We start from the raw sequence: 24746 nt of genomic DNA on the forward strand, positions 1-24746 counted from the left end.
ATTTATGATTTTTCATCTAAAACGTCATGAGGCAGAAGCTCTAGAGCCTTATTAAGTATTTTACTGCCATTCATACCTTTTTCATAAGGAGGTGTTATAAGCTGCTTAAATAGTCTGCTTCCTTTTTTCTCATAAAAGAGATTAATGGTATGTCTTAAAAGAGAATTAGTTGAGTTTCCCTTTCTCTCTTCCTCTTCAACATAAGGTATGAATTTTTCTATAATCTGTCTCCTTGTAAGTCCCTCTGAAGTTTTCCCGGGAAAGAAGTTGTCAAAACAGGTTAGAAAATAAGGATTTTCATAGGCTGCACGGCCAATCATAGCCCCGTCTACAAGTTTAAGGTGCCTTTTGATATCCTCTTTTGTTTTTATTCCTCCATTTATTATTATATTTAAACTTGGATTTTCGTTTTTAAGTCTATATACATCCTCATATCTCATTGGAGGTATTTCTCTGTTTTCCTTTGGACTTAATCCCTCAAGAATTGCAATTCTTGCATGAACTATAAAGGTATCTGCCCCTGCCTTGGAAACTATTCTTATAAAACTTTCCATATCTTCATATCTATCTAGCAAAGTTCTTCCATAACTTTCAGGCAGCACATTTTTTCCTTCTATTCCTATTCTGTTTTTTACTGTAACGGGCTTATTTGTAGCCTTTTTCATAGCCTCTATCATTTCTGCTACAAGATGCGGGTATGCCATTAAAACAGCACCCATTTCATTGCCGGCAACTCTGTCTGAAGGACAACCTGCATTTAAATTTATTTCATCATAATCCCAATCCTCAGCTATTTTTATCGCTTCATAAATATCTTTTGGATTGCACCCTGCTATCTGAAGAGCTAAAGGCTTTTCAACAGGATTAAAGTCCAAAATTTTATTTCTGTCGCCATTTAATATAGCTTGCGCAGTTATCATTTCCGTATATAAAAGAGATTCTTTTGTCATTATTCTTGAAAAATATCTAAAGTGTCTATCTGTTTTATCTACCATTGGAGCTATGCTTATTTTCGCGTTCATTCTTTTCACCTTCCTGAAACACTTGGCATTATATTAGATCCTCTAATTCCGGCACAACGTACTTAGGCTTTTCTCCAAGTACCCCCTTAACAAGGTTTTCAGCTGCAGTCATAGCCATATCAAATCGCGTTCTAGCTGTAGCTGAACCTATGTGAGGAAGAGTAACAACATTATCCATCTTTAAAAGAGGATTATCTTTATTAATAGGTTCAGTTTCATATACATCAAGACCTGCAGCGAGTATCTTCTTATTTTCCAAAGCTTCAATTAAAGCCTTCTCGTTAACGGTCTGCCCTCTAGATGCATTTATGAAAATAGCTGTCCTTTTCATTTTGCTAAACTCCTCAGCATCGATTAAATGATAGGTATCTTTTGTAAGTGGAGTCATAAGAACTATGAAATCTGATTTCTCAAGGAGATTATCCATATCGGAATACTTTACTCCTAGACTTTTCTCAGTCTCCACTTTTCTGCTTCTATTATAGTAAAGCACTTCCATTTCAAATCCAAGTTTAGCTCTCTTAGCTACTGCTTCCCCTATTCTCCCCATTCCTATAATACCCAAGGTTGTACGATGCACATCAGTTCCGTAAAGATTTTTATCATCACTTGCCTTCCACTGACCTTTTTTAACGTAGCTATCTAGCTCTGTAATCCTTCTTGAAGTCGATAAAATTAGTCCAAAGATTAAATCGGCTACTGCTCCATCCAATACATATGGAGTATTTGTGCCTATAACCTTTCTTTTTTTCATTGCTTCTATATCAAAATTATTATACCCGACAGCTATGTTGCTTACTACCTTTAGGCTAGGTGCATACTGCAGCAAGTCCTCATCAATTTTTATGCCTGTAAGCATGACACCAGCTTTATCTTTTAGATTTAGCTTAAGCTCTTCTCTTTGGATATTTTCTTCATTATCCCATATTTCATAATCGCAGTGCTTGCCAATATAATCTAAAACTTCCTTAGGAATACTATTTGTTATATATACTTTAGGTTTATTCATTTTAATACCTCATTTCTTGTTAATATTACATTATAAACATGATATCAGTAAAATACATCCACATCAAATATGAATACCCTATTTATTGCCAAGGTATGTAAAATTAGTGTTACGTATTTAAGTTATCCAATTATAATTTATGCTTTATTAGACATCCTAAGTTTATGGAGGTGATTAACATGGCTGACAGATCACAATTAATAAATAACTATACAGAAACATCCACTTCAATACCCGAACGTACAAGGCCAAACAATAAGCAAATGGGTCTTGGTACTCAGGAGATCAATACTTCTAAAGGTAAAAAGACTTCCAAGCAAAATTCAAACACATAGGCTGCTGCCTATGTGTTTTCTTTCTCTACATAATCTTTATCATTAATATCTGCCTTAAGAAGCTCCTTATCTCCTCCTGCAGTTTCTCTTGAGGTTGTTTCTTCATCTAAGTCCGACATTCTGTTAAAGCTTTCAACCTGAGAGTAGTTTCTAAGTTTTTCATTGTCTTTTATTATTTTCATAGAATATCCTCCGTGTTTTACAAAGTGTGTTAAAATAATATATATTCTAGCTAAAAAAGGAGATTTTATTTATGCAGCAGATAAAAATTTTTGACAACCTTTATATGTTTAATACTTACAATCCTCAGATAAATTTATCCTTTAATCAGTTTCTGCTTCTAGGCGAAGAGCCTATGCTTATACATACAGGTAGCTTCCAAATGACTGAAGCACTTATTCCTATTCTAAAAGAGATACTAGGTGATAAAAGTCTATCCTATATTTTTGTTTCCCATTTTGAAAGCGATGAATGTGGAGGATTAAGTCTTTTATTAGAACATTTTCCTGATGCAAAAACCATTTGCTCGGCAGTTACAGCTCGTCAGCTTATGGGCTTTGGCATTACTAAAAATGCTGTAAGTAAAGTACCTGAGGAAACTCTTGTTTTAAATGACTTAAGTTTTAAATTCATAACTTATCCCTCAGAAATGCATCTTTGGGAGGGACTTTTGGCCTTTGAAACTACCAATGGACTTTTATTCAGTAGTGATTTGTTTATACGCATGGGAGAGGTTACTGAACCAATAGTTGATTCCAGCTTAAAAGACGAAGTTATTAGAATTGCACCTCATCAGATTCCTGACCCTAGTGCACATAAAGCAGTTCAAGGAATCCTTTCTGAGCTTTCTCTTAATTACATTATTCCCGGACACGGTCCAGTGTTAAAGTTATAAAAAAACAAGCTGAAGCAGTTCAACATACCTTGCTTCAGCTTGTTTTTTATATTTCTTTAATTATAAGTTTCTTAAAGGCTCCTTCAATGCTCGCTGCCCTCATTAATGCCCTCTGTGTTTTTCTTTTTTCTTCTGCTGTCTCAAATCAAACTTTCTTTTTAACTGCTCTTCCTTTTCTTCCTTTGAAAGCATTTTACGCTGAAGCTTTAATTGTTCATACTGCTCTTTTACAGCAAGCTGAGCCTTTGTTGAAGCTCCAGAGTTTTCAACCTCTTTCTTAACTTCTCTTTGAAGTCTTTTAGGATTTATTCTCTTCTCTTCAAAAACCTCAAGCTCTGTAGAACTTATAAAGTTTATTCTATTGAAATTCTTAAGAATAAAGTCATAAACTTCATAATCCTTGGGCTCTGAGCCAAAAACTACTCTTGCTGCTTCGTATCTTTCCTCAGAAATCTTTTCAAAAACTCCTACCCAAAAAATGCCTTCAAAAAATACAGTTAATTTGATTTGTGTTTTCATTTTATTTTCCTCCTGATTAATTAATGAATCATAGAGAACGGACGACCCCAGGAGGGAAGGTTACTTCTATATAACTATATAAATATTTATATAGTTATATAGGTCCGGACTACCAACCGGATCTGTGTTTTTATCTCTATATAAAATATATATTAAAACTTTATATTTTTCAATAACTTGCTTAATCCAGTTTTATATGACAGTAGCCGCCTGGATTTTTCTTTAAATATCTTTGATGATATTCTTCTGCCTTATAGTAGTTTTCAAGGAGCTTAATTTCTGTAACAACTTTTTTTTCATAATTATGCTGTATCCTTTCCTTACTTTCTACTATTGCACGTAAATCCTCTTCATTTAAATAATAAATTCCTGTTCTATATTGACTGCCTACATCATTTCCTTGTCTGTTTAAAGCAGTAGGATTTATTATGCTCCAATATTTATCTAAAAGTTCTTCAAGAGACAGTTTTGTTTCATCATATTGAATATAAACCGCCTCTGCAAAGCCTGTATTTTCATAACAAACCTGCTCATAGGTAGGATTTTCAATTCTGCCGTTTGCATAGCCTGCATCGGTTTCTATAACTCCATCTATTCTTGCAAAGAATTCTTCAACTCCCCAAAAGCAGCCTCCTGCTAAAACTATCTCTTTCATAGTTCACACACTCCTTTCTTTATGTTCTGCTATTAAAGCCCTTTTTCTTCTATTTCAAAAGCAAGGCTGTCATCAACAAATAGTATAAAATCAGTTATAGTTTCAAATTCCCTTCTTCCTAAGTTTTTAAAGTTGTTTGTAAGATAAAACACTATAATTTTCTTAAAAGTCTGACCTTCAATAAAGTTTAAATCTAAAAGGAAATTATTTTTTTCTAAGCTTTCGTTATGTAAAGAGCTTACTTTGTTTTTTATATTATCTACAGCAGTTATTTCCTGTTCTCCGTAAAATACAGACCATATTCCATACTCTGCCGCTTCATTTACAATATTATTTAAAAGCTCCAGATTTTCTTTTGTTACACCAAACTTAATATTTATCATATGGAAATCCTCTCCCTTAATAGTTACTCTTAATAACATTATATCACTTAATGATAAATTTTTATTCATTTTTTTAAATTGCCATGTTAATGTTACTTGTCCAGCATATAATATAGTAAAAATAGAAAAGGAGTTGGCAGCATGTTAGAAACCACACCTGATCTAGATTTAAATAAATATAGAAAACTAAGTGAAAAATTTATTTGTGGAGTTCCAGGTACTTTTAAATTAAATTTTTTTTATGATATATTTTATAGCTTTCTCCCTTACCCTTTTTTTAATTACTTTCCACCTAGCATTTATACTGTGAGCATTGATTGTATTTTTGCTGTTACTGATAAACGAATTATTGTATTTGAAAAAGATAATGCTGATAACATTGATAAAAATTATATTCATTCTTTTGACTATGACGAGGTAAAGGTGGAATATAAGAAAAAGCTTGGCACTAGGATATTTGTTGTTGAGAAGCTAAAGAAAAACTACTTTAGCATGGAGGACAATATGTTCAGGATTGAAATTTCGAGCAAGTTTATCACTCAAGCAGAAAATATAAATACACAGCTTTTAAAGCACAAAATCCACTGATTACAAAGGCGCTGTTTTACACAGCACCTTTTTACACTGTTATTCTATTATATACTTTGGAGGAAATATTCCTTTATGCTTATTATATTCGTGCTTTAATCGTATTTTTTCATCTATTTCTTTGTTCCCACAGGTGCCATTTTCTATATAAGCATTGATTTGTGTGTACGTAAAACCTAGTTTCTCTTCATCAGACTGCCCTGTGAGACCATCACTTGGAGTTTTATGGACTAACTCATAGGGCAGGCCTAGGAAATCACCTACAGCAACAACCTCTTCTGTAGTCAAATCTCCTATAGGATTAAAATCATAGGCATTATCTCCCCATTTTGTGGTGTAGCCTACAAAGCCTTCAGATTTATTTCCCGTACCACATACTCTGTAGTGAAGATTAGCGCTTACAGCATATAAAACAGTCATTCTTAATCTTGGAGGAATATTTATTTTTGAATCAACAGACAAGTCTTCTGAAATGCCTTCTAAAAGACCATTATAGGCCTTTTCTATATTAACTATTTTATAATTAATTCCAAGCAAACTTACAACTCTTAGGCTGTCCGATATATCCTTTTGCTCACCATTTGGCATTAGAACTCCAAATACTCTTTCTTTTCCTAAAGCTTCTACTAACAGCTTTGCTGTTATAGTGCTGTCTTTTCCGCCGCTTATACCTATAACAGCACCCTTTGCGTTAGGCTGATTATTGAAATAATCTTTAATCCAATTTATTATATTTTTACTTACCTCTGCTGAATCGAATGCTATTCTCATACTTTTCCACCTCCAACAAATCAAAATTTACAATGAAGTCTGTTTCTTATTTCTGACAAAGAATAATCCTTTATTAGGTTTCCATCTTTAAATACGAGCTCCAAAAGATTATCTCTCAGTTCTTCCTGTTCCTTTATAGTCAGTTCATCCTTATATAAAATATCCTCACCAGCTTTGTATACATAGCACATCCCCTTTTGAGATTTTTTAAAGTTTCCATCATCTGTTTTGGGATCTTTGAAGATAAACTTTTCCTCACCATTGATAATTGCATGGGTAGCCTTAAGGGCAAAGCCAAAGGTATCTCTTGTATTGTATTGATAGGTATAAGAGCCTATGCCAAATACGCAGTTATTAGCTGCAAAGCCTTTTTCCATAAGTCCACTACAAATTTCTTCGCAGCGTTCTATAGTTATGCTGTCTCCGTAGATTGTGCCTATTTTGCTGTTTAATACCTTATAGCCTTTTGAATTAATTTCTCCTCCAAATATATCCCATAAGAGTTCAACTGTCCCCTTATAAGCAGGGCTGTCTTTAGGCGAATTTTTATTTCCGCATATAATTTTCACAGGGTCTCCACTATCCCCTCTTATAACTATTTTTCCATCTCTATTTAGGATATCTTCCTTTAATTGAGGAAGTATATTTGTTACCACATTCCAATAATCATAGGTGTCTGAAACTATGCTTAATACTCCGCTTGGGAATACTTCCATTATCAATCTTTTATAGGCAGTAAGTTCATCCTGTCCATAGCTGCACATCACACTGTGTTCTGTAGATGGTGTTCCAAGTCCAATAAGTTCTTCTTCTACATTGCAGTTATAGTATTCTTCCAGATAGCTTATAGCAGGTATGGTTGCAGTTCCTAAAAATGATAATAGATGAGCCGCTCCACTTAACTCTGCGCTTTCAACAGAGCTGAAGCCTCTCATACTGAAATCTCCACAGGCCCTTCTTACATCACCATTATCTACAGTAAGACCAAAATATTTTTCAACTATTTCTCTATATCTATAAGCAATAGTGGCACTTGTCATTGGCTGCCATATATTGCAGCTCATAAAGGTTTCAAGGTAATTTACAAGCCACGCAAAATCCTCATGAGTATTTGTGATTTCAATCATTGGCGTTTTTATATTTACTCTTGTACCTTCAGCAACAGCTTTTATTTGTATAGGAAGATAGCCTAAATCATGAAGTGCTTCTATATGCTTTGTATCAGCTGCTCTTTCTCCTAAGGTCTTAGAAATAATCCTTTTATATTCTGAAATCACTTCTTCTTTATCTCTTTTAAAGAAATATACATTAAAATACTCTATTAAATACTTCTTTATAAAGGGTTGAAGCCCAAACATTACAACCTTATTCATATCTTCTTTTCTAGACATTCTTGGAGTCCAGTAGCTTACAAGCTTTGTCATTCCTGGAGCGTAACACATATGATGAATTGTTTTATAAAAATCAGTGAGCAAAAGCGGATTAAGCATAATTAATTCCCCCTACAGCCATATTACTTCCTGTTAATTACTTTTCCTTGAAGGCCTTCAACTACATCCAGTGTTTTTTCATGCAGCAAATCATCAAAGCTTGCACATAGGCTTGCATCTACTATTACATCTGCATCTCTAAATTGTGATTGAAACATTACCATATTGCTTATTACACATATATTTGTAACAACCCCAACAAGTTCAATTTCTTCAATATCTTCTCCCAATTCTTCTGCTATTTTAAGCATATCCTCAGGAGCTATTCCAAAGCCTCTTTTCTCATAATGAAGAGTATTTTCCGCATTTGCAAAATCAACAAGTTTTCCAAAAAGCTTATGCCCTTCAGAATCCTTGATACAGTGCATTACAGGTAGATTTCTACCCTCTCTAGTAGACAGATAATTTTCATAATGAGTATCATAAGTGAATAAAACTTTATCGCCATTTTCTAAATATTTATTAACCTTATCGTAAATACCTTGTTCTAGTGTAACAGCTTTAGGGAAACCTAAGGTTCCATCCACAAAATCCTTTTGATAATCTATAACTACCAATAACTTTTTCATTTTTACCCTCCTGTATTCCTTATATATCCATGACAATTATTAATTGTCATGCCTCCTGTATTCCTTATAGGCACATAACAATTATTAATTGTTATGCTACATTAAATTTCATATATCTTAATTTTTTCATGCTCTTTACTTAAAATGCTGTTAGTTGTATATATTTCATTTATTAAATCTGTAGTCAACAACTCACCTTCAAAAATTGTATCTTCACAATGAGTAACAACTAAATACACTTCTGATGCACCCATAGACTTAAGCTTTGAGGCCGTCAGTACAAAGGTACCTCCTTTTGAACATAAATCATCAACTATTATAGCTTTGAAGCTTTTGCCATTTGTATCTCCATCAATCTCTAAACTCTTTATGCGTCCTGTTTTAAAATCTCTATCCTTGCTTGCAGTCAGAATTTTGTCATAGTTTATTTGTTTTCCATACCTCTTTGCAGCACCTGCATCCGGATAAACTAGATATACCTCTTCTTCTGAAGCTTTCAGTTTTTCCAGAAGTTCCTCTGCCAGTGTTTTCGACATATCTATTACCTTAACTCTGTCAAGCAAAGCAACAGTTACATCTGAGTGAGGCTCATAAATTGTTACGCTTTCAAAGTTTAAGTTGTTAATTACTTTACATAGATGCTTTAAGGTAAATACTGTTATACCCTCTGTTCTGTCCATTCTGCTGTAGGGCATATAGGGTAGCTCTAAGCTGCTTTTTACTCCTAGTTCATCTAAATTGCATTTTAAAAATATTAAATGAGTTATATCTTCATCACTTTCAAACTTAACTCTAATTTCATTTTTTTCTTCTTTAATATTTAGAGTCTTGCTTTGCATCAAAGCTTCCCCATTTGGAAACTTCTTAATCTCTACTTTTTCACCATTAAAATAAATCATCTTTATCCTCCTTTTTGTCGGATCACTGGGTAATTTATGAGTGCTCGTTCCACTCGCAAATTACCCGCCAAAGTCCATTTAGGACTTTAGCCTCCTTTTTGTCGGATCACTGGGTAATTTATGAGTGCTCGTTCCACTCGCAAATTACCCGCCAAAGTCCATTTAGGACTTTAGCCTCCTTTTTGTCGGATCACTGGGTAATTTATGAGCGCTCGTTCCCTTTGGGCACTGGGTAACTTAAAATATTCGCTTTCGCTCACAAGTTACCCGCTAAAGTCTATTTAAGACTTCAGCCTCGCAAATCACCCGCTAAAGTCCATTTAGGACTTTACCTCCTTGTCATATTAAAAATTATGCTCCCAATTCTCATTAAACTTGAACACTGCAGCTGGCCTAAAGGGTTTTCCCTCTATCTTTTCATCCGTTTCTATAATCATGTCTCCCATTTTTCTTCTGAAATTTAATATTTCTCTTCCCATAATTGCTTCATACACATTCTGCAATTCCTTTACAGTGAACAGCCTTGGCAGAAGATTAAAGGCAATAGGAGTGTACTCTACTTTATTTCTCAACCTGTCAATTCCATAGTCTAATATTTTATAGTGATCAAAAGCCAGTTCCTCTGTAGAGCTATTCAGCAATTTATATACTATATTTTTTCTTCTAAAAACATCTCTTCCGGTTACTTCAGTTATTTCATAGTTTATTATGACAGTTTCATCAATAGATTTCAGCGATAATAGATACTTGTTTTCTATGTTTTTTTCATTCTCAATTGAACTTATAAGAGTTTTATTTATCCAAAACCATGTACTTTTCTTAGAATCAGACTCATCATGCTTTATGCTGCTCTTTTCCACAAGTGCCATATTTCCCACACTAATTACCCTTGTTCTTTTGTCTCTATCAACATCACCAAAGGTATAAAGCTGTTCCATATATACATTATCTATACCTGTCTTTTCTTTTAACTTTCGTTTTGCTCCTTCTTGAAGGCTTTCATTTATATCTACGAAACCTCCTGGAAGTGCCCACTTGTTAATGTATGGATAATCATCTCTTTTAATTAATATAACTTGCATTCCTTTTTTAGGAACCTTTCGCTGGTTATCCTCTTCTATATCAGCGGTTGTAAATATGATTATGTCGTTTGTAACACTTGGCCTTTTATATTTACTCTCGTCATAGTTTTTCAAAAATTCTTTTTCGTTATTTATAAGATGTTCTTCCATTTTATCACCGCCTTAGTCTCAACTAGATATTATCAAACTGATATTATGTAATTATAGTACCTCTTATTCCACTATATGTCAATACTTCTTTGTAATTTTCTCATAATTTATTTTTACAAACAAAAGGACCCATTTCTTATGGATCCTTTTTAATAGCTTTATATAACTTTTTCAAGTAGAAGTTCAATTAGTCCTTGTTTATTCTCCGCCTTTGAAATATGTTCAATAAAACCCTCTTTATCAATAATTTCAACTAATTCCGATAATACAGTCATATGGCTTGAGTGATCCGTGGAACATATACACGCAACAACTTTAACAGGGTCATTATCTTCATTTCCAAAACATATAGGAGTTCTTAATGTTAAAATACTAAGTCCTACACTAAATACGCCGTCTTCTGGTCTTGCATGTGCTATTGCTACACCTGGCGCCATTACAATATATGGTCCTATATTTTTAACTATATTTATCATAGATGATATATAGCTGCTAGTTATACATCCATTTCTAAGCAATATTTCGCCGCTCTTTTGTATTGCTTCCTCCCAGCTATAAGCTTCTGAATTAGCTTCGACAAATTTATCATTAACAAAATTTACAAGTCTTGGTTTATAATTAGAATTTTCGTTCCCGTTTTGTATGCCAAAATACTCTGACAGTTCAATTCTTAGTTTATTGAAATCATTAATATTGCAGTTCTCGTTAATGACTTTTATCAGCTTGTCTATATCTAACTTTTTATTATTTTTTACTTGCTTTGCCTTACTTAATATAATACTTAACTCAGTTATATTTTCGTCTGTTAGAAATGGGCTAACCTTAACGCATTTAATATTTTTTATATTTAAAGGAACTGTCGTAACAATTAAGTCTACATTATGCTTTTTAAGCGCTTTATCTACTCCATGATAAGATATGCTATCCACAATATTTACATCAAATAGTGAGTTCAATCTCGATGAAACAAGTCTAGCCGTGCCTATACCTGTAGCACATACCACAAGCACATCGAGTATTTTAGCTTCTCTAGAATTATTTCTTTCTAGAGAAGCACCAAAATGCAGAACAATATATCCTATTTCTTCATCACTTATTTTTATGTGTAACTCATCTTCTAAAAAAGCTGTGCTTTTTCTGACCTGATTAAATAATTCATTATAAGTACATTTAATTTCACCTATTAAAGGATTTTTTATATCAAGTTCATGTTTAAATCTATACATTGCGGGTCTTATGTGCTGTAAAAGTCCTTCAAATAACTGCCTATCATTTAGAAGATTTAATCCAGTAAGTCTTTCCATATTTTCTATTATCTCTGTGGTAACTATACTATGTCTTATCCAATTATCTTTATCCATATCGTCAGTATAAGTTACATTGCTGCCTAATAAATGAATAGTAATATAACCTATTTCGTCATTAGGAATAGTTATTTTAAATTTATCTTCTAGAAGTTTTGCAACGGAAGCAGCAATAACAAATTCTTTTGATTTTTCTAGCCTTTTCAATTCCTTTAAATCCATAACTATATCTTTTCTAAGCTGAATTCTCTTTATTGCAATTGCTATATGAATTACTAAAGCATTAAAGGCATCATCGGAAAACGTTGTTTCCAGCTGTTCTTCTGCAATATTTAAGCAATGTTCAATATATGCTATATCAATATCTTCAAATAACCTATTAACTTGATACTTTAACTTAACTTCATCATTTTTGTATATTCTGTCTTTTATTATATCTATCTCTTTGTTTGTATCTATATTTTCTGCCATAAGAAGAGCTGCTGCTTTCCTAAAATACTTTTCTTCTCCAACTGCTTTTATACCTCGGCTTTTATAAGTAATTAGTTTTATCTTATTGTTATTAAGCCAGTCTTTTACTTGGGGTATATCCTTTAAAATAGTTCCTCTGCTCACATAAAGCTTGTCTGCTAAATTATTAATCGTTGTAAATTCCCTTTCTTGTATAAGTTCAAAGAGAATTGCTTTTACTCTTTCCTCTTGAGAAAGTACATACACATCGATTCCTACCTCATCGCCTATAATTTCTTTTTTCTGATCTTCTGTAAATACTATTTCAATACCAAAATTAGGTTTCCTAGATAGCAAAGGGAGCTTTTTTTCTCTAAGGTAGTCATCAATTTTATCTAAATCATATCTTATAGTTCTGTTACTTATGTTAAAAGTTTTTGCCAATTCATCTATAATTACAGGCTTATTTGATTTTAAGAGAGTACTTAATATACTAAGACACCTTTTATTCAGCATTAAATCACCTTCTTTACAACTTAATACCTGATGTTAATAAATGAACTAACTGTATATTTATTAACATGCTGCTGCTTAGACAAATAACATTAAATTATAGGGAACTGACTTAACAGTTCCCTAATGTTTTAAGCTTCTATATTGTTATTTAAGGTATTTGATTTTGTTTTTATAAAACTAGGAACAATTAAAGCCACAAGCAGTAAAGCTACAAGCAATATAACTCCACCTTTTCCTGCAATATTAGACGCCTTTCCAAATAAGATTCCTAATACTCCAAAGTCAAAGTCTCCGAAGGTTGTATTTTGGAAACCTAAAGTTCCCAATACTGGTAGAAGAAGCGCTGGCGCAAATGTTATTAAAAGCCCATTAACGAAAGATCCAACAATAGCGCCCTTTCTTCCTCCTGTAGCATTACCAAATATACCAGCAGTAGCTCCACAGAAGAAGTGTGGGACAAGGCCAGGTATAATTAATACTCCGCCTAACGCTCCTAGCGCAATCATTCCAATTACTCCACCTATAAAACTGCTTACAAATCCTATTACTACTGCTGTTGGAGCATATGTAAAGAATACAGCGCAGTCAACAGCCGGTATAGCATTTGGAATAACTTTAGTTGCAATACCTTGAAATGCAGGAATTAAATCTCCAAGGATCATTCTTACACCATTATAAACAATAGTTACTCCTACTGCAAACTTTAGTCCTGCCATTAATGCAAACAGAATTGGAGCTGTGCCATCAGAAATTGTAGAAACATAAGCTGGGCCAGCAACTAAAGCTACAACTACATAAAATATCATCATTGTTACTGCTGTTGCAATCGTACTGTCTCTTAAGAATCCCCATTGTTCAGGAATTTGCATCTTTTCTGTACTTTCCTCAGGCTTTCCAACCTTTGAACCTACCCAAGCTGAAATATAGTACGCTAAACTTCCAAAATGGCCCATAGCAATTTCATCACCATCTGTAACTTTTAAAGTATATTTTTGTCCAATAGCTGGTGATATTGCACTCCACGCTCCTAATATGAATCCTCCAAATAATATAAGTTCAGTTCCCTTCATTCCAGAGGTTCCAAGTACTGCTGAAAGCAGACATGCCATGAAAAAGCTATGATGTCCAGTTAGAAAAACATATTTATATTTTGTAAAACGTGCGATAATTAAGTTAATTATAAGACCTGTAACAAGAATTGACATAGTTTCTACTCCTAATAGCTTTTGAGCTACTGAAACTATAGCTTCGTTGTTTGGAACAACTCCTGTTATATGAAAACCCTTTTGAATCATCTTACCCAACGGATCAAGATTTGCAACGATAAAGTCTGCTCCAGCACCGAGCATTATATATCCTAAAATTGGCTTAAGTGTTCCTGTCATAACCTTATGTGCAGGCTTTCTAAGTGCCACAAGGCCAACAAATGCCATTATCCCCATTAATAATGCCGGCTGTTTAAGAATGTCCCTTAAAGTTTGTAAAATACCTACTAACATATTCTTACCCCCTATTTTAGTTGTTCATATTTTTTACTTATTATGTCTAAAACATCTTCAGCTATTTTCTTTTTATTTATATAACTTCTTACTATTCCAACCTCCTTTCCTTCAAACTGTACGGCTAGCTCTTTTACCGTAATAATTAAGTCTGCATTTTTTCCATGTGCTGAGTTAAAATCGCAAGACTCAACATCAGCCTTTATGCCATTCTCACGGCAAAGTTCTTCTATTTTCATTGCCAGCATAAGGCTGCTTCCGATGCCATTTCCACAAACTGTTACTATCTTCATAATTTCATCCCTCCTTTTTACGCAATGTTATTAATATAATTTACTAGTTCATCTTTACTTTCTGCTTTCTTAGCTAGTTCAATAAATTTTTCATCTTCAATAAGATTCATTAAATTTGATAGAATATTAAGATGTGAATCATTATCGAATGCACATAAAGATATAACGATATTTACAGGGTCATATTCATCATTTCCAAATGCAACTGGCTTTTTTAAAGTTATTAAACTCATACCAACCTTATTAACCCCTGCTTCAGGTCTTGCATGAGGCATAGCTACACCTGGAGCAATAACTATATATGGTCCAATGTTTTTTACAGTATCAACCATGGCATTAGTATAGGAGCTTTGCGCAGCACCACACTTTTCCAAAATCATACCTCCATAAATCACTGCCTGCTCCCAATTCTCCACTTCCACATTTGCTTCGATAGTATCTTCATTAAGTAGTTCTTTAAGCATATTTATACCGCCTCTCTTTTGTCTAGATTATTGAGTAACCTAAACCTAAAGCATCTTTATAAAAACCTTTTACAGTTTCTAGAGAATACTCTTCAAGATTTTTCCCATAGTTACTCACTTTATTTAAAATCTCATTTTGAACTGTAATTATATCACAATTACTTTGCTCAGCTTGTATTATATTATAGAATTCTCTACAGCTTGCCCACAATAACTCTACGCCCTCTACTGAGCTGCATATTACTTTAGCTTCTTTCATAAGCTCAACTGGATCAGCTCCTGTATCTGCTATCCTTCCTGCGAAAACTGAAATTATATTTTTCACTCCAGGTTTTAATACATCTACTACTGCTTTTACTTGACTTATAGTAAAAATAGCAGTTATATTGAGTTGAAATCCTTCTGCTGAAAGTTTTTTAATTAGTTCTACTGAGGACTCTCCCTTTGTATTAGTTACTGGTATCTTTATATAAACATTTTTACCCCATGAAGCAATTTCTCTAGCTTCTTTTTCCATTGTTTTAAAGTCATCTGAAAACACCTCGAAGGATACAGGCATATCTGTTATTTTGCTAAGTACTTCTTTCGAAAAGCTTTTATAATCCTTGATACCTGCCTTTTTCATTAATGATGGATTAGTAGTAAACCCTTTTATGAAATCTTTTTGCCTAATCTCAAGCATGTCTTTAATGTCTGCACCATCGGCATATATTTTAACCTTCAAATCCTTAATATTCATATTAATCCTCCTTTTATTACTCTGAGTTACTTTATGGGTTTGTTTCATCTTTAAAAATACTGTAATCATTTTCACAACTTAATTATATTAACTTTTACATGCTGTATAAAGTTCAAAATACTTCAAAAAAATTACGGCAAAAATGTATTTAACAAATATGCTTTTTAAATATAAAAAATCAGCCTACATCATTGATATAGACTGATTAATTGTAGATTATTTTCTTCGCGTTTATTTATCTGTATAATTATTTTCAAACAATTTTTGGACTTTTCTCCTGCTAAAATTAAATTCACCAAGGTTCTTATGTCTTGCCAGCTCTTCTTTTTTATATTTCAAGCCTTCATTTATAGTATTTTGCATACTGATATCCTTAATATTTTTCATGTCCAATATGAGCGGTACAGCCTCATAGGAAAGAGACGTTAAATACTGTGCGTCCAGTTTTCCTGTTGAATAATATCTTTCTATATTTTTCTTTGCAATGAAGACATCAATATTTAAATAATTAGCTATGGTATAAGCAATAACTGTTGTTATGATAATACTCTTCATTACAGGTATTTTTCTGTTCCAAATGCCTGCAAAAGTTATAATACAAAGAATAAATAAAAGTATCATAAAGAGATGTACAAATACTCTTTGATAAGTATATCCAAAACTGCTCTCATATAAAGAAAGCTTGAAATTGGCTGAGTAAAGCATATTTACAGTAAACAATATTAAAACACTTAGCAAAACATCCAATATTTTAAGCAGCACTTCATTTTCCTTCTTAGCATATTTGAGACAGCCTAATATGATGACAAAGTTTATTATAGTTACTGCTACAAGCTCAAAGAAACCTCTTCTTGCATATTCTGCATAAGTAAAGTTTGATGGAAGCACCATACCTTCTCCTCCATACAAATAGGAGAACTGAATAAGTGTAAAAATTAAATACAACACATTCATTACAGTTAAGACTGTTATAAACACCAAAGTCTCAAGATTAACTGCCTCAAGTTCTTCTTTATCCTCCTGCTGTTTTCTTTCAATTTTAAAACTCCATACATAACCTAAAAGATAAAAAGTTACAATACCTATCATAATGATGTGCGGTACAACATTTGATAAATCTATATTGTCAAAAATTCTTGTTATGTTATTTAAATAATAGTTAAATATCATGTCTGCTGAGCTTAAAAGCATAATTACTATTGCTATTATAGGAATTGAAATTACTAAACCGATTATTATTTGATTTCTAGTTCTACTTTCTTCCTTTTTTTCAATTCTCCTAAAACCCTTACCTGCAGTATTGAATGCACTTCCTATGCCTTCTAGCACATCAACAATACCTTTTTTCACTAAATAGAAAACAAAACTAATTTTATCCCATTTTATTTTAGGATTATAAATAAGTACGGAACTTATAATCATCAGTGCCGGCACAGCCAAAAAATTCAGGACCATAAAAACCGGATTGGTGTAAACTGTATAGCTTAAGGCCAGAAGTGCTATAGGTATCATTAAAAACCATCCTATATTTTTTTCTAATTTAATCTCACTTTTTGCTGACCATAGGAAAAATGTTATACATAAGGCAATAAAAATAAAGTATGAAACACCTAAATTTCCATTAAAAAAGAATTTATCAAAAATTATTCCGAGAGTTAAAGAAATTATTATGCAGTATAGCGCATTTAAACTATTTTTTTGTTCCATTTTAAAAACCTCCTCAAACCTTAAATCTTTTGAACTTCCCTAGGCGAAAATCATTAATTCCATCTTTATAATACTACAGTTTTTAAATTAATTCAATAATTATTTATTGTTTTTCAATAAATAATTATTGAATTCTTATCTTAGATTAGGCTACTATATTTTTTAACATTACTTTATAATATAAGTGTAACCTTTTGTATTTTTTACCGTTATATAGTTGAAAGGTGGTGAGAGTGTGCTGGATATAGAGAGGCTTTATAGTGATATAAGCAAGGAACTTTATATATACATCTATAAGCTTTCTGGAAACAAGGATATATCAGAAGAAATTGTTCAGGAGACTTTTTTCAGAGCCATGGAGCAAATACTTCTCGGAAACGAAGTACTTAATAAAGCTTGGTTTTATACGGTAGGACGAAACCTTTTCTTTGACTATGTCAGGAGACAGCACCGGCAGGAGCCCTCTGATAAAATAGAAGAGCTTATTGATAAGTCCAGCACGCCCTCTGACTCTGAGCTTTCAAAATCTATTGATAGGAAAGATATAGAGGTTGTCCTAAACTCTATGAAGGAGAGCTATAAAAATATTTTAATCCTTAGAGAATTTAAAGAGCTTTCCTACGAAGAAATCGCCAAGTTTATGAATATAAGCGTAGGGCAAGTTAAGATAACACTTTTTAGAGCCAGAAAGAATTTTAAAAAAATGTATGAAAGGAGGTTAAAGTCCTAAATGGACTTTTACGGGCAGTCTACGAGCGTGAGCGAGTGAGATTAGACTGCCCCGTGGCGGAGCAAAGCTCTAAATGGACTTTAGCGGGAATCTTGCGAATGGTAGTGAGCACTCTAAGATTCCCAGTATTTCGAGTGAAAGGAGAAATAAATAATGAAGTGCAGTGATGTTAAAGAAAGCCTCAGTAAATATATTTCCGGAACGTGCAGCAATGAAGAAAGAGATAAAATATCGAGACACTTGAGCGAATGCCCAGAGTGTATGAAAGAAATGACCGCCTTAGATGAAAACAACCTCAACAACAATGCTATAGTACCTAACGATAAAGAAGTAGAAAAAGCTCTAATCAAAGCTAGAAAAAAACTTATAGCTAAAATTTCAATAAAAGTTACAGGAGTTATACTAGCTGCAGCTTGTATATTATTTTTAGTTGTACCTGGAATATTAAATATGACTAGAATGCTTAACCTTAGCAAATACAGCAGAGCCTTGGTGGATTTAGCCCAATTTTCACAGCCGGTTAATGTGGGAGGTTACGGAAACTCCTTCAAAGGACTTCAGTTTTATTCTACTACCTTGTCTGCCTTCACATATGAGGAGATAGGCACTAAGAAAAAACCTTCTGCTCCTATTGAAGCAAAGCTAAGCCTGATAACCGGAAATATGATATATAAGGATTTTAAAGGTCCATCTTTTATTCACCCGAAGGTTTCTCCAGAAAGTAGTTATCTAGATGAAGCTTCTCCAGAAAATACAAAAATAATATTGACTAAAAATGGCGATAATACTGTAGCTAAGATTAACCTATCGCTAAGTAAGACTATAGACTTAAATGAAATTGAAAAGCTTCTAAACGGTTATGATGTTAAGATAACCTGGATGGCTGTTGAGTGTGGAGAAGAAAGCTTTAAGCCTAAAAATATGTCCATGGGACAGAATCAATATATTCAATGGGGCATACCCGGAACACTTTTTATAAGAGAGCCTGATATGCATAGCATTGAGCTTAACAAAAAGAATATAAAAGAATATAGTGAAAAAATTATAGAAGAAATGAAGTGGTTAGAAAATAATAAGAAGTATGTTAAAAACGATACAGAACTTATGAAGGATAACTCTATAAACAACGGAGTAGGCTCAAAGGCAGCCTATGTTGTAAAAAACGGTTTAAAAATTTACGGACTTCAACTCACAGGGCCAACAAAAGAACTTTTAAAACTTCAGGATAGTCTTGCTATACGTTTTGAAAATGTTACTGATATAGATTTTTGGTTTTGGAACTAAACTTATAAAAAATACTGGAAGAGCTCTGATATGTCTCCTCCAGTATTTTTTATTTTTATGCTATACTTTCCTCATTTACTTTTGAGGTTTTAGACCTTTTAAATAAAAATACAAATATGATCCATGCAAATATAGTTGCTCCTGCTGCAAACAGTGTTGGCAGATTTAAGCTTACTGAAGTTACAAAACCTGCAATTATAGGCGGAATAGCTTGAGCCACTGATAAAATTGACTGATTTATTCCAAGTATTTCCCCCTGCTTATCTTTGTCGCTTAAATTTGAAATTATAGCTGTACTGTTTGGCTGAGTTAGTCCTTGAAAAATTGATATAAAAGGTACAATGAAATATAGCCACTTAGCTTTATCAGGCAATAAAAGTATTGGGAAAGTCGCTGCCAATAAGATTATAGAATACTTTAAAATTGCAGATGGCTTATATTTTTTAGATAAAGGTCTTAAAACAGCCCCTTGTGCAACTGCTATCCAAAGTCCCATATAGGCAAAGAAGTCGCCTATTTGAGATTGTGTAAATCTGAATTTGCCTATTAAAAATACTTGAAAGAATTGTGTGAAAAAATTGAAGCCAACAGTTAAAAGGAATACTACTAAAAACATTACTCTTAAGTTTTCATATTTAAAGGCTTTACCTATATTTTTTATTCCTGTTAATGCACTTACTTTTACCTTTCTTCCACTAGGCAGTGTCTCTGGAAAATTCCATATGACTAAAGCAATATTTATCGTTGTTAATATAACCGAAAGCCAAAATGGAGTCGAATAAGTAAACCAGCTTACTACTGAAGCATCTGAAAGCTTTCCTCCTATATAAGGCCCTATTATAAATCCTAGACCAAAAGCCATTCCTATAAGACCGAAGTTTTTTGATTTTGTCTTTTCATCACTTACATCTGCGATAGCTGATTGTGCAATAGAAATATTACCGCCAGTAAAACCATCTAAAATTCTACCTGCAAATAGTAAATATATATCCTTTTGAATTATTCCTATGGCAAAAATAATATAACCTGCCAAAGTACCTATAAGCGATACTATAAGAAGTTTCTTTCTCCCCTTTTGATCTGCAAGCGTACCTAGTATAGGTGCTCCAAAAAACTGAGCAAGAGGATAAGCAGCAATCATAAATCCATACAGCATGGTTCTGGTTGAAAAACTGTAGCTAAATGGAAGAACCCCTCCTCTTGGATCAAGGAGTACAGCCGGCAGTATTGGTATAATAATACCTAGGCCTAATAAATCTAAAAATACAGTAAAAAATATTGTTAATATTGGTGATTTCTTCTTTTTCATAAAAATGTCACTCCTAAACTTATTTCTAAATAATAGTAATTATCCATACTTATATTATAGTGAACGCTGTTCATTTTTGCAACTGTTTTTTAATGTTTTTAAACAAATAAAAAGCTTGAGAATTAACTCAAGCTTTTTGGGCTAGTAGAATATTTATTTTTTCCCTATTGAAACTCTCCAAACTTCTGGGCCTTCCTCTAGGTACTGCCATTCAAATTGTCCAGCAAATTCGGCTGAAAATTGATAGTAAAGCGGCTTTGGATCATGATCATTTATAAGTTCCATTTTTTCTCCGCTCTTTAGATTTCCATATGTATCAAAGATAACTGCATGTTTGTCTCTTGGCGGATATTGTCTTGCATCTACTGTTGCTGAAAAATTACTCATCTTATTAGCCTCCCTAGGTTAAATTGTTATATACAGATTATAACCTTAGTATTAGTAATAAGCTGTGATTTAAATCAAATTTCTTCAACTCCCAAGTTTTTAAATTGGCTAAAGTACATATCATGATATTTACCCTGATTTTTTATAAGTTCTTCATGGTTTCCTCTTTCCATTATCTGTCCATTGTCAATCACCATTATAGTATCTGCATCGCGAATAGTACTTAATCTGTGAGCTATAATAAAACTTGTTCTTCCCTCCATAAGCTTAAGCATAGCTTCCTGTATATGAAGTTCTGTACGAGTATCAACGCTGCTTGTAGCCTCATCAAGTATTAGTATTGGAGGATCACTAAGTATTGCCCTGGCAATAGCCAAAAGCTGTCTTTGCCCCTGACTTAGATTACTTCCGCTCTCAGTAAGAATCGTATCATAACCCTTTGGAAGACGTCTAATGAATATATCTGCATTTGCCATTGCAGCTGCCTTTTCCATTTCTTCATCTGTTGCATCAAGCCTTCCATACTTTATATTTTCCCTTACTGTTCCAGAGAATAAGTAAGTATCCTGAAGAACTATGCCAAAGCATCTTCTTAGACTGTCTCTTGTATAGTTTCTTATATCCTGCCCATCAATTAATATTTTTCCGCCTGTTACATCATAAAATCTTGTTAGGAGGTTTACTACAGTAGTCTTTCCTGCACCTGTAGGACCAACTAAAGCAATATTTGTTCCTGGCTTTGCCTCAAAACTTATATTTTTGAGTATTGGCACATCCTCTCTGTATCCAAAATCAACATTATCAAATACAACATGCCCCTTTAGTTTATCCATTGCCTCTGCGCCTTCTACATCCTTATCTTCTTCTTTCTCATCCAGTATCTCAAAAACTCTTTCAGCACCTGCAATTGCTGATTGGAGCGTATTGAATATACTTGCAACTTCGTTTAAAGGTCTTGAAAATTGTCTCGAGTAGCTTAAAAAGCTTGCGATTACCCCTATAGTAATCATATTCCTAACAGCTAAAGCTCCACCAACAGCAGCAACTGCTGCAAAACCTATATTATTTATCACATTCATTAAGGGCATAATATACCCTGATAAAATTTGTGCTCTTATACCAACCTTTCGAAGCTGTGAGTTAGTTTCTTCAAATTCCTCTATAACTTTTGCTTCATGATTAAAAGCCTTTACAACTTGAATTCCTGAAATAGTTTCCTCAATTTGGCCATTTAACTTTCCAAGAGCAACCTGCTGCTCTTTAAATAAAGGCTTTGTCTTCTTTGCAATTGTCTTTGTAAGTCCAAAAACCATAGGGATAGTTATTACACTTGCCAGAGTTAAAAGAGGACTTCTTACAAGCATCATCACAAGAGAACCTGTTATCATAATTACATTTGACATAAGCTGTGTTGTTGATTGAGAAATTGTGGAGCTGACATTGTCTATATCATTTGACAGTCTGCTCATTAAATCACCATGAGTTCTCATATCAAAAAATGATACAGGAAGCTTTTGAAGTTTTTCAAATAATGTGCTCCTAAGATTTTTTACTATCCTTTGAGATACTCCTGCCATAAGCCATCCTTGAACAAGGTTTATAAAGGAATCTGCGATATATGCTATAACAAGAGTTATTACAACTATTTTTAAACTCACAAAATCAACGCCTATTTTTTCTAAAGACATCGCATCCACTGCTTTTCCTATGAGGTAAGGTACAATAAGTCCTATTATCGTACTTATAAATAAAAGCACAAATATTATTGTAAACATTGAACGTTCTCTTCCAAAGTATTTCCAAAGCCTCCTCATAGTACCCTTAAGATCCTTTGGTTTTACAACAGGAGCAAATCTTCCAATTCCTCCTGGAGTTCTTCCGCCGCCAGGGCCAAATCTTCTATTTTCCATTTTGCATCAACTCCTTGCCTATTTGAGAACGGAATATATCCTGATAAACCTTGCAGCTTTCCATAAGTTTTTCATGGGTTCCAAGTCCTGCTATGCTTCCATTATCTAAAACCACTATCTTGTCTGCTCCCATTACTGAAGTTATTCTTTGAGCTATTATTATTGTTGTAAGATTTTTAGAATAATCCTTTAAGGCCTCTCTGATTTTTGCTTCTGTAGTAACATCTACTGCACTTGTACTGTCATCAAGTATAAGTATCTCAGGTTTTTTAATTAAAGCACGAGCTATAGATACACGCTGCTTTTGTCCGCCGGATAGATTAACTCCCCCTTGGCCAAGCTGAGTATTATATCCTTCTGGCATGGTTTGTATAAAGCTATGTGCTTCTGAAACCTTTGCAGCTTCAATAACCTCTTCTTCCGAAGCATCTTCCTTTCCCCATTTTATATTCTCTATTAAGCTTCCAGTAAAAAGAATACTCTTTTGAGGAACCAAAGCTATTTTTTCTCTTAGGTTATTTAGAGTATATTGCTTTACATCTATCCCATCTACTAAGACTCTTCCAAAATTGCAATCATAAAATCTAGGGATTAAGCTTACAAGCGTACTTTTTCCCGAACCTGTAGAACCTATAATTCCAACAGTTTCTCCTTTAAGAAAACTTAGATTAATATTTGTAAGAACTGGTTCGCCAGAATTCTTATTATAAGAAAAACTTACATTTTCAAAATCAACTCTTCCCTTTATTTCTGAAGACTCCATACTACTCTCTGCAAATATAAGATTATTTTCTTCTAAAAACACTTCACCGATTCTTTCAGCAGAAGCTCTGGCTCTAATAAACATCATAAAAACATTTGAAATCATCATCAGAGAAAACAAAATTTGAGTCATGTAATTTGTAAACGCAATAATCTGGCCAACCTTTATTTGTCCTTGACTAACTCTTAGTCCTCCAAGCCAAAGTACAACTACTATACCCATATTTACAGTAAAAGTTATAAAAGGATTAAACATAGCCATTACTCTCATAGCTTTAATATTTTGAGAAGCAAGTAAATCATTAGCTTCATTAAAACGTTCAGTTTCATAGTTAAATCTATTAAAAGCTTTTACTACTCTTACTCCTGAAAGGTACTCTCTCATAACACTGTTTACTTTATCTAGAGCTCTTTGAACCTTTACAAAATAAGGGTATCCTGTTTTCATACTCAAATAGATTATTAATCCAACCACAGGTACTACTATAAGCAAAATTATTGCCATTTTAGGATTTAGTACATAGGCCATAATAAGACTTCCAATACACACTATGGGAGCTTTTACGAAGATTCTCATTGTTCCATGAACAAAACCCTGTACTTGAGTAACATCGTTTGTAAGTCTTGTAATCAGAGAAGCTGTCTGCAGCTTGTCTATATTTTCAAAGGAAAAGCTTTGTACTTTCTTATATAGGTCAGAGCGTAAATCTGCTCCAAAGCTTTGTGATACATTGCTTGAAACAATATTTCTCACCACTGCGCCTACAGCGCCTATCGCTGTTACAAGGAGCATTAATCCTCCATAAGAAAGCACATAATCCATTTTACCGCCAGCTACTCCCCTATCTATAATTTTTGACATTATCGTTGGCTGAAGCAAATCACAAATTGCCTCCACCATTAAAAAACATATTGCAAGCATAAAAAGCTTCCAGTATTTTTGTATGTATTTCTTATACGGCTTCACTAGACCATCCCCTTAAATACTTGTATTTGCAACTAATAAAAATATTATAACACAATTT

26 protein-coding genes are annotated in these 24746 nt (G+C 33.3%); 5 read left to right on the forward strand and 21 right to left on the reverse strand.

Going from position 1 to position 24746, the window contains the following annotated elements:
- Nucleotides 1–2: 2 nt before the first annotated feature.
- Together dusA and JK636_RS07600 are read right to left on the reverse strand one after the other, a co-directional pair.
- Complete coding sequence (gene dusA, locus JK636_RS07595) at nucleotides 3–1022, reverse strand: tRNA dihydrouridine(20/20a) synthase DusA (protein ID WP_202748223.1); 1020 nt, start codon at nucleotides 1020–1022, stop codon at nucleotides 3–5.
- A gap of 28 nt (nucleotides 1023–1050) precedes the next feature.
- Nucleotides 1051–2031 carry a 2-hydroxyacid dehydrogenase gene (locus tag JK636_RS07600; protein ID WP_202748224.1) on the reverse strand — a complete coding sequence of 327 codons (981 nt, stop codon included), beginning with the start codon at nucleotides 2029–2031 and terminating at the stop codon, nucleotides 1051–1053.
- A 179-nt stretch (nucleotides 2032–2210) separates the two neighbouring features.
- Here JK636_RS07600 and JK636_RS07605 point away from each other — a divergent pair, with 179 nt between their 5' ends.
- A complete protein-coding gene (locus JK636_RS07605) occupies nucleotides 2211–2366 on the forward strand; it encodes a hypothetical protein (protein ID WP_202748225.1) in 156 nt (51 codons plus the stop codon).
- A gap of 8 nt (nucleotides 2367–2374) precedes the next feature.
- Here JK636_RS07605 and JK636_RS07610 read toward each other — a convergent pair whose 3' ends face one another.
- Nucleotides 2375–2548 carry a hypothetical protein gene (locus JK636_RS07610; RefSeq protein WP_202748226.1) on the reverse strand — a complete coding sequence of 58 codons (174 nt, stop codon included), beginning with the start codon at nucleotides 2546–2548 and terminating at the stop codon, nucleotides 2375–2377.
- Nucleotides 2549–2619: 71 nt separating this feature from the next.
- On the opposite strand from JK636_RS07610, the gene JK636_RS07615 reads away from it, so the two are divergent.
- Nucleotides 2620–3261 carry an oxygen-binding di-iron domain-containing protein gene (locus JK636_RS07615; RefSeq protein ID WP_202748227.1) on the forward strand — a complete coding sequence of 214 codons (642 nt, stop codon included), beginning with the start codon at nucleotides 2620–2622 and terminating at the stop codon, nucleotides 3259–3261.
- Between the two features lie 102 nt (nucleotides 3262–3363).
- Here JK636_RS07615 and JK636_RS07620 read toward each other — a convergent pair whose 3' ends face one another.
- The 3 genes from JK636_RS07620 to JK636_RS07630 form a co-directional block, all read right to left on the reverse strand.
- Nucleotides 3364–3780: a YjdF family protein gene (locus JK636_RS07620; protein ID WP_202748228.1), complete on the reverse strand. Its 417-nt coding sequence runs from the start codon at nucleotides 3778–3780 to the stop codon at nucleotides 3364–3366.
- A gap of 181 nt (nucleotides 3781–3961) precedes the next feature.
- On the reverse strand, nucleotides 3962–4435 hold the full coding sequence (gene msrA / locus JK636_RS07625; RefSeq protein WP_202748229.1) for a peptide-methionine (S)-S-oxide reductase MsrA: 474 nt from the start codon (nucleotides 4433–4435) through the stop codon (nucleotides 3962–3964).
- Between the two features lie 32 nt (nucleotides 4436–4467).
- Nucleotides 4468–4818: a hypothetical protein gene (locus JK636_RS07630; RefSeq protein ID WP_202748230.1), complete on the reverse strand. Its 351-nt coding sequence runs from the start codon at nucleotides 4816–4818 to the stop codon at nucleotides 4468–4470.
- 141 nt (nucleotides 4819–4959) lie between these two features.
- Here JK636_RS07630 and JK636_RS07635 point away from each other — a divergent pair, with 141 nt between their 5' ends.
- Nucleotides 4960–5406 (forward strand): PH domain-containing protein, encoded by a 447-nt coding sequence (locus JK636_RS07635; RefSeq protein WP_202748231.1) that lies wholly within the window; start codon nucleotides 4960–4962, stop codon nucleotides 5404–5406.
- Between the two features lie 39 nt (nucleotides 5407–5445).
- Here the strand turns inward: JK636_RS07635 and nadE are convergent, their stop codons facing one another.
- The 11 genes from nadE to JK636_RS07690 all read right to left on the reverse strand — a co-directional run bounded on the left by nadE (nucleotide 5446) and on the right by JK636_RS07690 (nucleotide 17339).
- Nucleotides 5446–6177 carry an NAD(+) synthase gene (nadE, locus tag JK636_RS07640; protein WP_202748232.1) on the reverse strand — a complete coding sequence of 244 codons (732 nt, stop codon included), beginning with the start codon at nucleotides 6175–6177 and terminating at the stop codon, nucleotides 5446–5448.
- Between the two features lie 20 nt (nucleotides 6178–6197).
- Nucleotides 6198–7667, reverse strand: coding sequence for a nicotinate phosphoribosyltransferase (locus tag JK636_RS07645; RefSeq protein WP_202748233.1), 1470 nt, complete (start codon nucleotides 7665–7667; stop codon nucleotides 6198–6200).
- A 23-nt stretch (nucleotides 7668–7690) separates the two neighbouring features.
- On the reverse strand, nucleotides 7691–8236 hold the full coding sequence (locus JK636_RS07650) for a cysteine hydrolase family protein (protein WP_202748234.1): 546 nt from the start codon (nucleotides 8234–8236) through the stop codon (nucleotides 7691–7693).
- A gap of 101 nt (nucleotides 8237–8337) precedes the next feature.
- Nucleotides 8338–9135, reverse strand: coding sequence for a ribose-phosphate diphosphokinase (locus JK636_RS07655; RefSeq protein ID WP_202748235.1), 798 nt, complete (start codon nucleotides 9133–9135; stop codon nucleotides 8338–8340).
- Nucleotides 9136–9479: 344 nt separating this feature from the next.
- Nucleotides 9480–10367, reverse strand: a complete 888-nt coding sequence (locus tag JK636_RS07660) for an NUDIX hydrolase (protein WP_202748236.1) — start codon at nucleotides 10365–10367, stop codon at nucleotides 9480–9482.
- 158 nt (nucleotides 10368–10525) lie between these two features.
- The gene (locus JK636_RS07665) at nucleotides 10526–12637 is read right to left on the reverse strand and encodes a BglG family transcription antiterminator (RefSeq protein ID WP_202748237.1); all 2112 of its coding nucleotides are present in this window, start codon (nucleotides 12635–12637) and stop codon (nucleotides 10526–10528) included.
- 128 nt (nucleotides 12638–12765) lie between these two features.
- Nucleotides 12766–14136 (reverse strand): PTS ascorbate transporter subunit IIC, encoded by a 1371-nt coding sequence (locus JK636_RS07670; RefSeq protein ID WP_202748238.1) that lies wholly within the window; start codon nucleotides 14134–14136, stop codon nucleotides 12766–12768.
- 11 nt (nucleotides 14137–14147) lie between these two features.
- Nucleotides 14148–14429: a PTS sugar transporter subunit IIB gene (locus JK636_RS07675; protein ID WP_202748239.1), complete on the reverse strand. Its 282-nt coding sequence runs from the start codon at nucleotides 14427–14429 to the stop codon at nucleotides 14148–14150.
- A gap of 17 nt (nucleotides 14430–14446) precedes the next feature.
- Entirely contained in the window at nucleotides 14447–14893 is a 447-nt protein-coding gene (locus JK636_RS07680; protein ID WP_021655170.1) for a PTS sugar transporter subunit IIA, read from the reverse strand.
- Between the two features lie 22 nt (nucleotides 14894–14915).
- A complete protein-coding gene (locus JK636_RS07685; RefSeq protein WP_202748240.1) occupies nucleotides 14916–15632 on the reverse strand; it encodes a transaldolase in 717 nt (238 codons plus the stop codon).
- A gap of 231 nt (nucleotides 15633–15863) precedes the next feature.
- Nucleotides 15864–17339 carry a DUF4153 domain-containing protein gene (locus JK636_RS07690; RefSeq protein ID WP_202748241.1) on the reverse strand — a complete coding sequence of 492 codons (1476 nt, stop codon included), beginning with the start codon at nucleotides 17337–17339 and terminating at the stop codon, nucleotides 15864–15866.
- A gap of 235 nt (nucleotides 17340–17574) precedes the next feature.
- On the opposite strand from JK636_RS07690, the gene JK636_RS07695 reads away from it, so the two are divergent.
- Nucleotides 17575–18069, forward strand: a complete 495-nt coding sequence (locus JK636_RS07695) for a sigma-70 family RNA polymerase sigma factor (RefSeq protein WP_202748242.1) — start codon at nucleotides 17575–17577, stop codon at nucleotides 18067–18069.
- Nucleotides 18070–18222: 153 nt separating this feature from the next.
- Nucleotides 18223–19353 (forward strand): anti sigma factor C-terminal domain-containing protein, encoded by a 1131-nt coding sequence (locus JK636_RS07700; RefSeq protein ID WP_202748243.1) that lies wholly within the window; start codon nucleotides 18223–18225, stop codon nucleotides 19351–19353.
- A 55-nt stretch (nucleotides 19354–19408) separates the two neighbouring features.
- Here JK636_RS07700 and JK636_RS07705 read toward each other — a convergent pair whose 3' ends face one another.
- The 4 genes from JK636_RS07705 to JK636_RS07720 form a co-directional block, all read right to left on the reverse strand.
- Nucleotides 19409–20662 carry an MFS transporter gene (locus JK636_RS07705; RefSeq protein WP_202748244.1) on the reverse strand — a complete coding sequence of 418 codons (1254 nt, stop codon included), beginning with the start codon at nucleotides 20660–20662 and terminating at the stop codon, nucleotides 19409–19411.
- Nucleotides 20663–20815: 153 nt separating this feature from the next.
- Nucleotides 20816–21049, reverse strand: a complete 234-nt coding sequence (locus JK636_RS07710; protein ID WP_202748245.1) for a DUF2249 domain-containing protein — start codon at nucleotides 21047–21049, stop codon at nucleotides 20816–20818.
- Nucleotides 21050–21123: 74 nt separating this feature from the next.
- The gene (locus tag JK636_RS07715; RefSeq protein ID WP_202748246.1) at nucleotides 21124–22959 is read right to left on the reverse strand and encodes an ABC transporter ATP-binding protein; all 1836 of its coding nucleotides are present in this window, start codon (nucleotides 22957–22959) and stop codon (nucleotides 21124–21126) included.
- Nucleotides 22949–24688: an ABC transporter transmembrane domain-containing protein gene (locus tag JK636_RS07720; protein ID WP_202748247.1), complete on the reverse strand. Its 1740-nt coding sequence runs from the start codon at nucleotides 24686–24688 to the stop codon at nucleotides 22949–22951. The genes JK636_RS07715 and JK636_RS07720 overlap by 11 nt, the downstream gene beginning before the upstream one ends.
- Nucleotides 24689–24746: the final 58 nt, after the last annotated feature.

The organism is Clostridium rhizosphaerae, assembly GCF_016765585.1.
GTDB lineage: Bacteria > Bacillota > Clostridia > Clostridiales > Clostridiaceae > Clostridium_AT > Clostridium_AT rhizosphaerae.

Excerpts from the sequence above, each read along its gene's own strand:
- dusA (WP_202748223.1), bottom strand. The coding sequence starts at position 1,022 with ATGAACGCGAAAATAAGCATAGCTCCAATGGTAGATAAAACAGATAGA.
- JK636_RS07600 (WP_202748224.1), bottom strand. The coding sequence starts at position 2,031 with ATGAATAAACCTAAAGTATATATAACAAATAGTATTCCTAAGGAAGTT.
- JK636_RS07605 (WP_202748225.1), top strand. The coding sequence starts at position 2,211 with ATGGCTGACAGATCACAATTAATAAATAACTATACAGAAACATCCACT.
- JK636_RS07610 (WP_202748226.1), bottom strand. The coding sequence starts at position 2,548 with ATGAAAATAATAAAAGACAATGAAAAACTTAGAAACTACTCTCAGGTT.
- JK636_RS07615 (WP_202748227.1), top strand. The coding sequence starts at position 2,620 with ATGCAGCAGATAAAAATTTTTGACAACCTTTATATGTTTAATACTTAC.
- JK636_RS07620 (WP_202748228.1), bottom strand. The coding sequence starts at position 3,780 with ATGAAAACACAAATCAAATTAACTGTATTTTTTGAAGGCATTTTTTGG.
- msrA (WP_202748229.1), bottom strand. The coding sequence starts at position 4,435 with ATGAAAGAGATAGTTTTAGCAGGAGGCTGCTTTTGGGGAGTTGAAGAA.
- JK636_RS07630 (WP_202748230.1), bottom strand. The coding sequence starts at position 4,818 with ATGATAAATATTAAGTTTGGTGTAACAAAAGAAAATCTGGAGCTTTTA.
- JK636_RS07635 (WP_202748231.1), top strand. The coding sequence starts at position 4,960 with ATGTTAGAAACCACACCTGATCTAGATTTAAATAAATATAGAAAACTA.
- nadE (WP_202748232.1), bottom strand. The coding sequence starts at position 6,177 with ATGAGAATAGCATTCGATTCAGCAGAGGTAAGTAAAAATATAATAAAT.
- JK636_RS07645 (WP_202748233.1), bottom strand. The coding sequence starts at position 7,667 with ATGCTTAATCCGCTTTTGCTCACTGATTTTTATAAAACAATTCATCAT.
- JK636_RS07650 (WP_202748234.1), bottom strand. The coding sequence starts at position 8,236 with ATGAAAAAGTTATTGGTAGTTATAGATTATCAAAAGGATTTTGTGGAT.
- JK636_RS07655 (WP_202748235.1), bottom strand. The coding sequence starts at position 9,135 with ATGATTTATTTTAATGGTGAAAAAGTAGAGATTAAGAAGTTTCCAAAT.
- JK636_RS07660 (WP_202748236.1), bottom strand. The coding sequence starts at position 10,367 with ATGGAAGAACATCTTATAAATAACGAAAAAGAATTTTTGAAAAACTAT.
- JK636_RS07665 (WP_202748237.1), bottom strand. The coding sequence starts at position 12,637 with ATGCTGAATAAAAGGTGTCTTAGTATATTAAGTACTCTCTTAAAATCA.
- JK636_RS07670 (WP_202748238.1), bottom strand. The coding sequence starts at position 14,136 with ATGTTAGTAGGTATTTTACAAACTTTAAGGGACATTCTTAAACAGCCG.
- JK636_RS07675 (WP_202748239.1), bottom strand. The coding sequence starts at position 14,429 with ATGAAGATAGTAACAGTTTGTGGAAATGGCATCGGAAGCAGCCTTATG.
- JK636_RS07680 (WP_021655170.1), bottom strand. The coding sequence starts at position 14,893 with ATGCTTAAAGAACTACTTAATGAAGATACTATCGAAGCAAATGTGGAA.
- JK636_RS07685 (WP_202748240.1), bottom strand. The coding sequence starts at position 15,632 with ATGAATATTAAGGATTTGAAGGTTAAAATATATGCCGATGGTGCAGAC.
- JK636_RS07690 (WP_202748241.1), bottom strand. The coding sequence starts at position 17,339 with ATGGAACAAAAAAATAGTTTAAATGCGCTATACTGCATAATAATTTCT.
- JK636_RS07700 (WP_202748243.1), top strand. The coding sequence starts at position 18,223 with ATGAAGTGCAGTGATGTTAAAGAAAGCCTCAGTAAATATATTTCCGGA.
- JK636_RS07705 (WP_202748244.1), bottom strand. The coding sequence starts at position 20,662 with ATGAAAAAGAAGAAATCACCAATATTAACAATATTTTTTACTGTATTT.
- JK636_RS07710 (WP_202748245.1), bottom strand. The coding sequence starts at position 21,049 with ATGAGTAATTTTTCAGCAACAGTAGATGCAAGACAATATCCGCCAAGA.
- JK636_RS07715 (WP_202748246.1), bottom strand. The coding sequence starts at position 22,959 with ATGGAAAATAGAAGATTTGGCCCTGGCGGCGGAAGAACTCCAGGAGGA.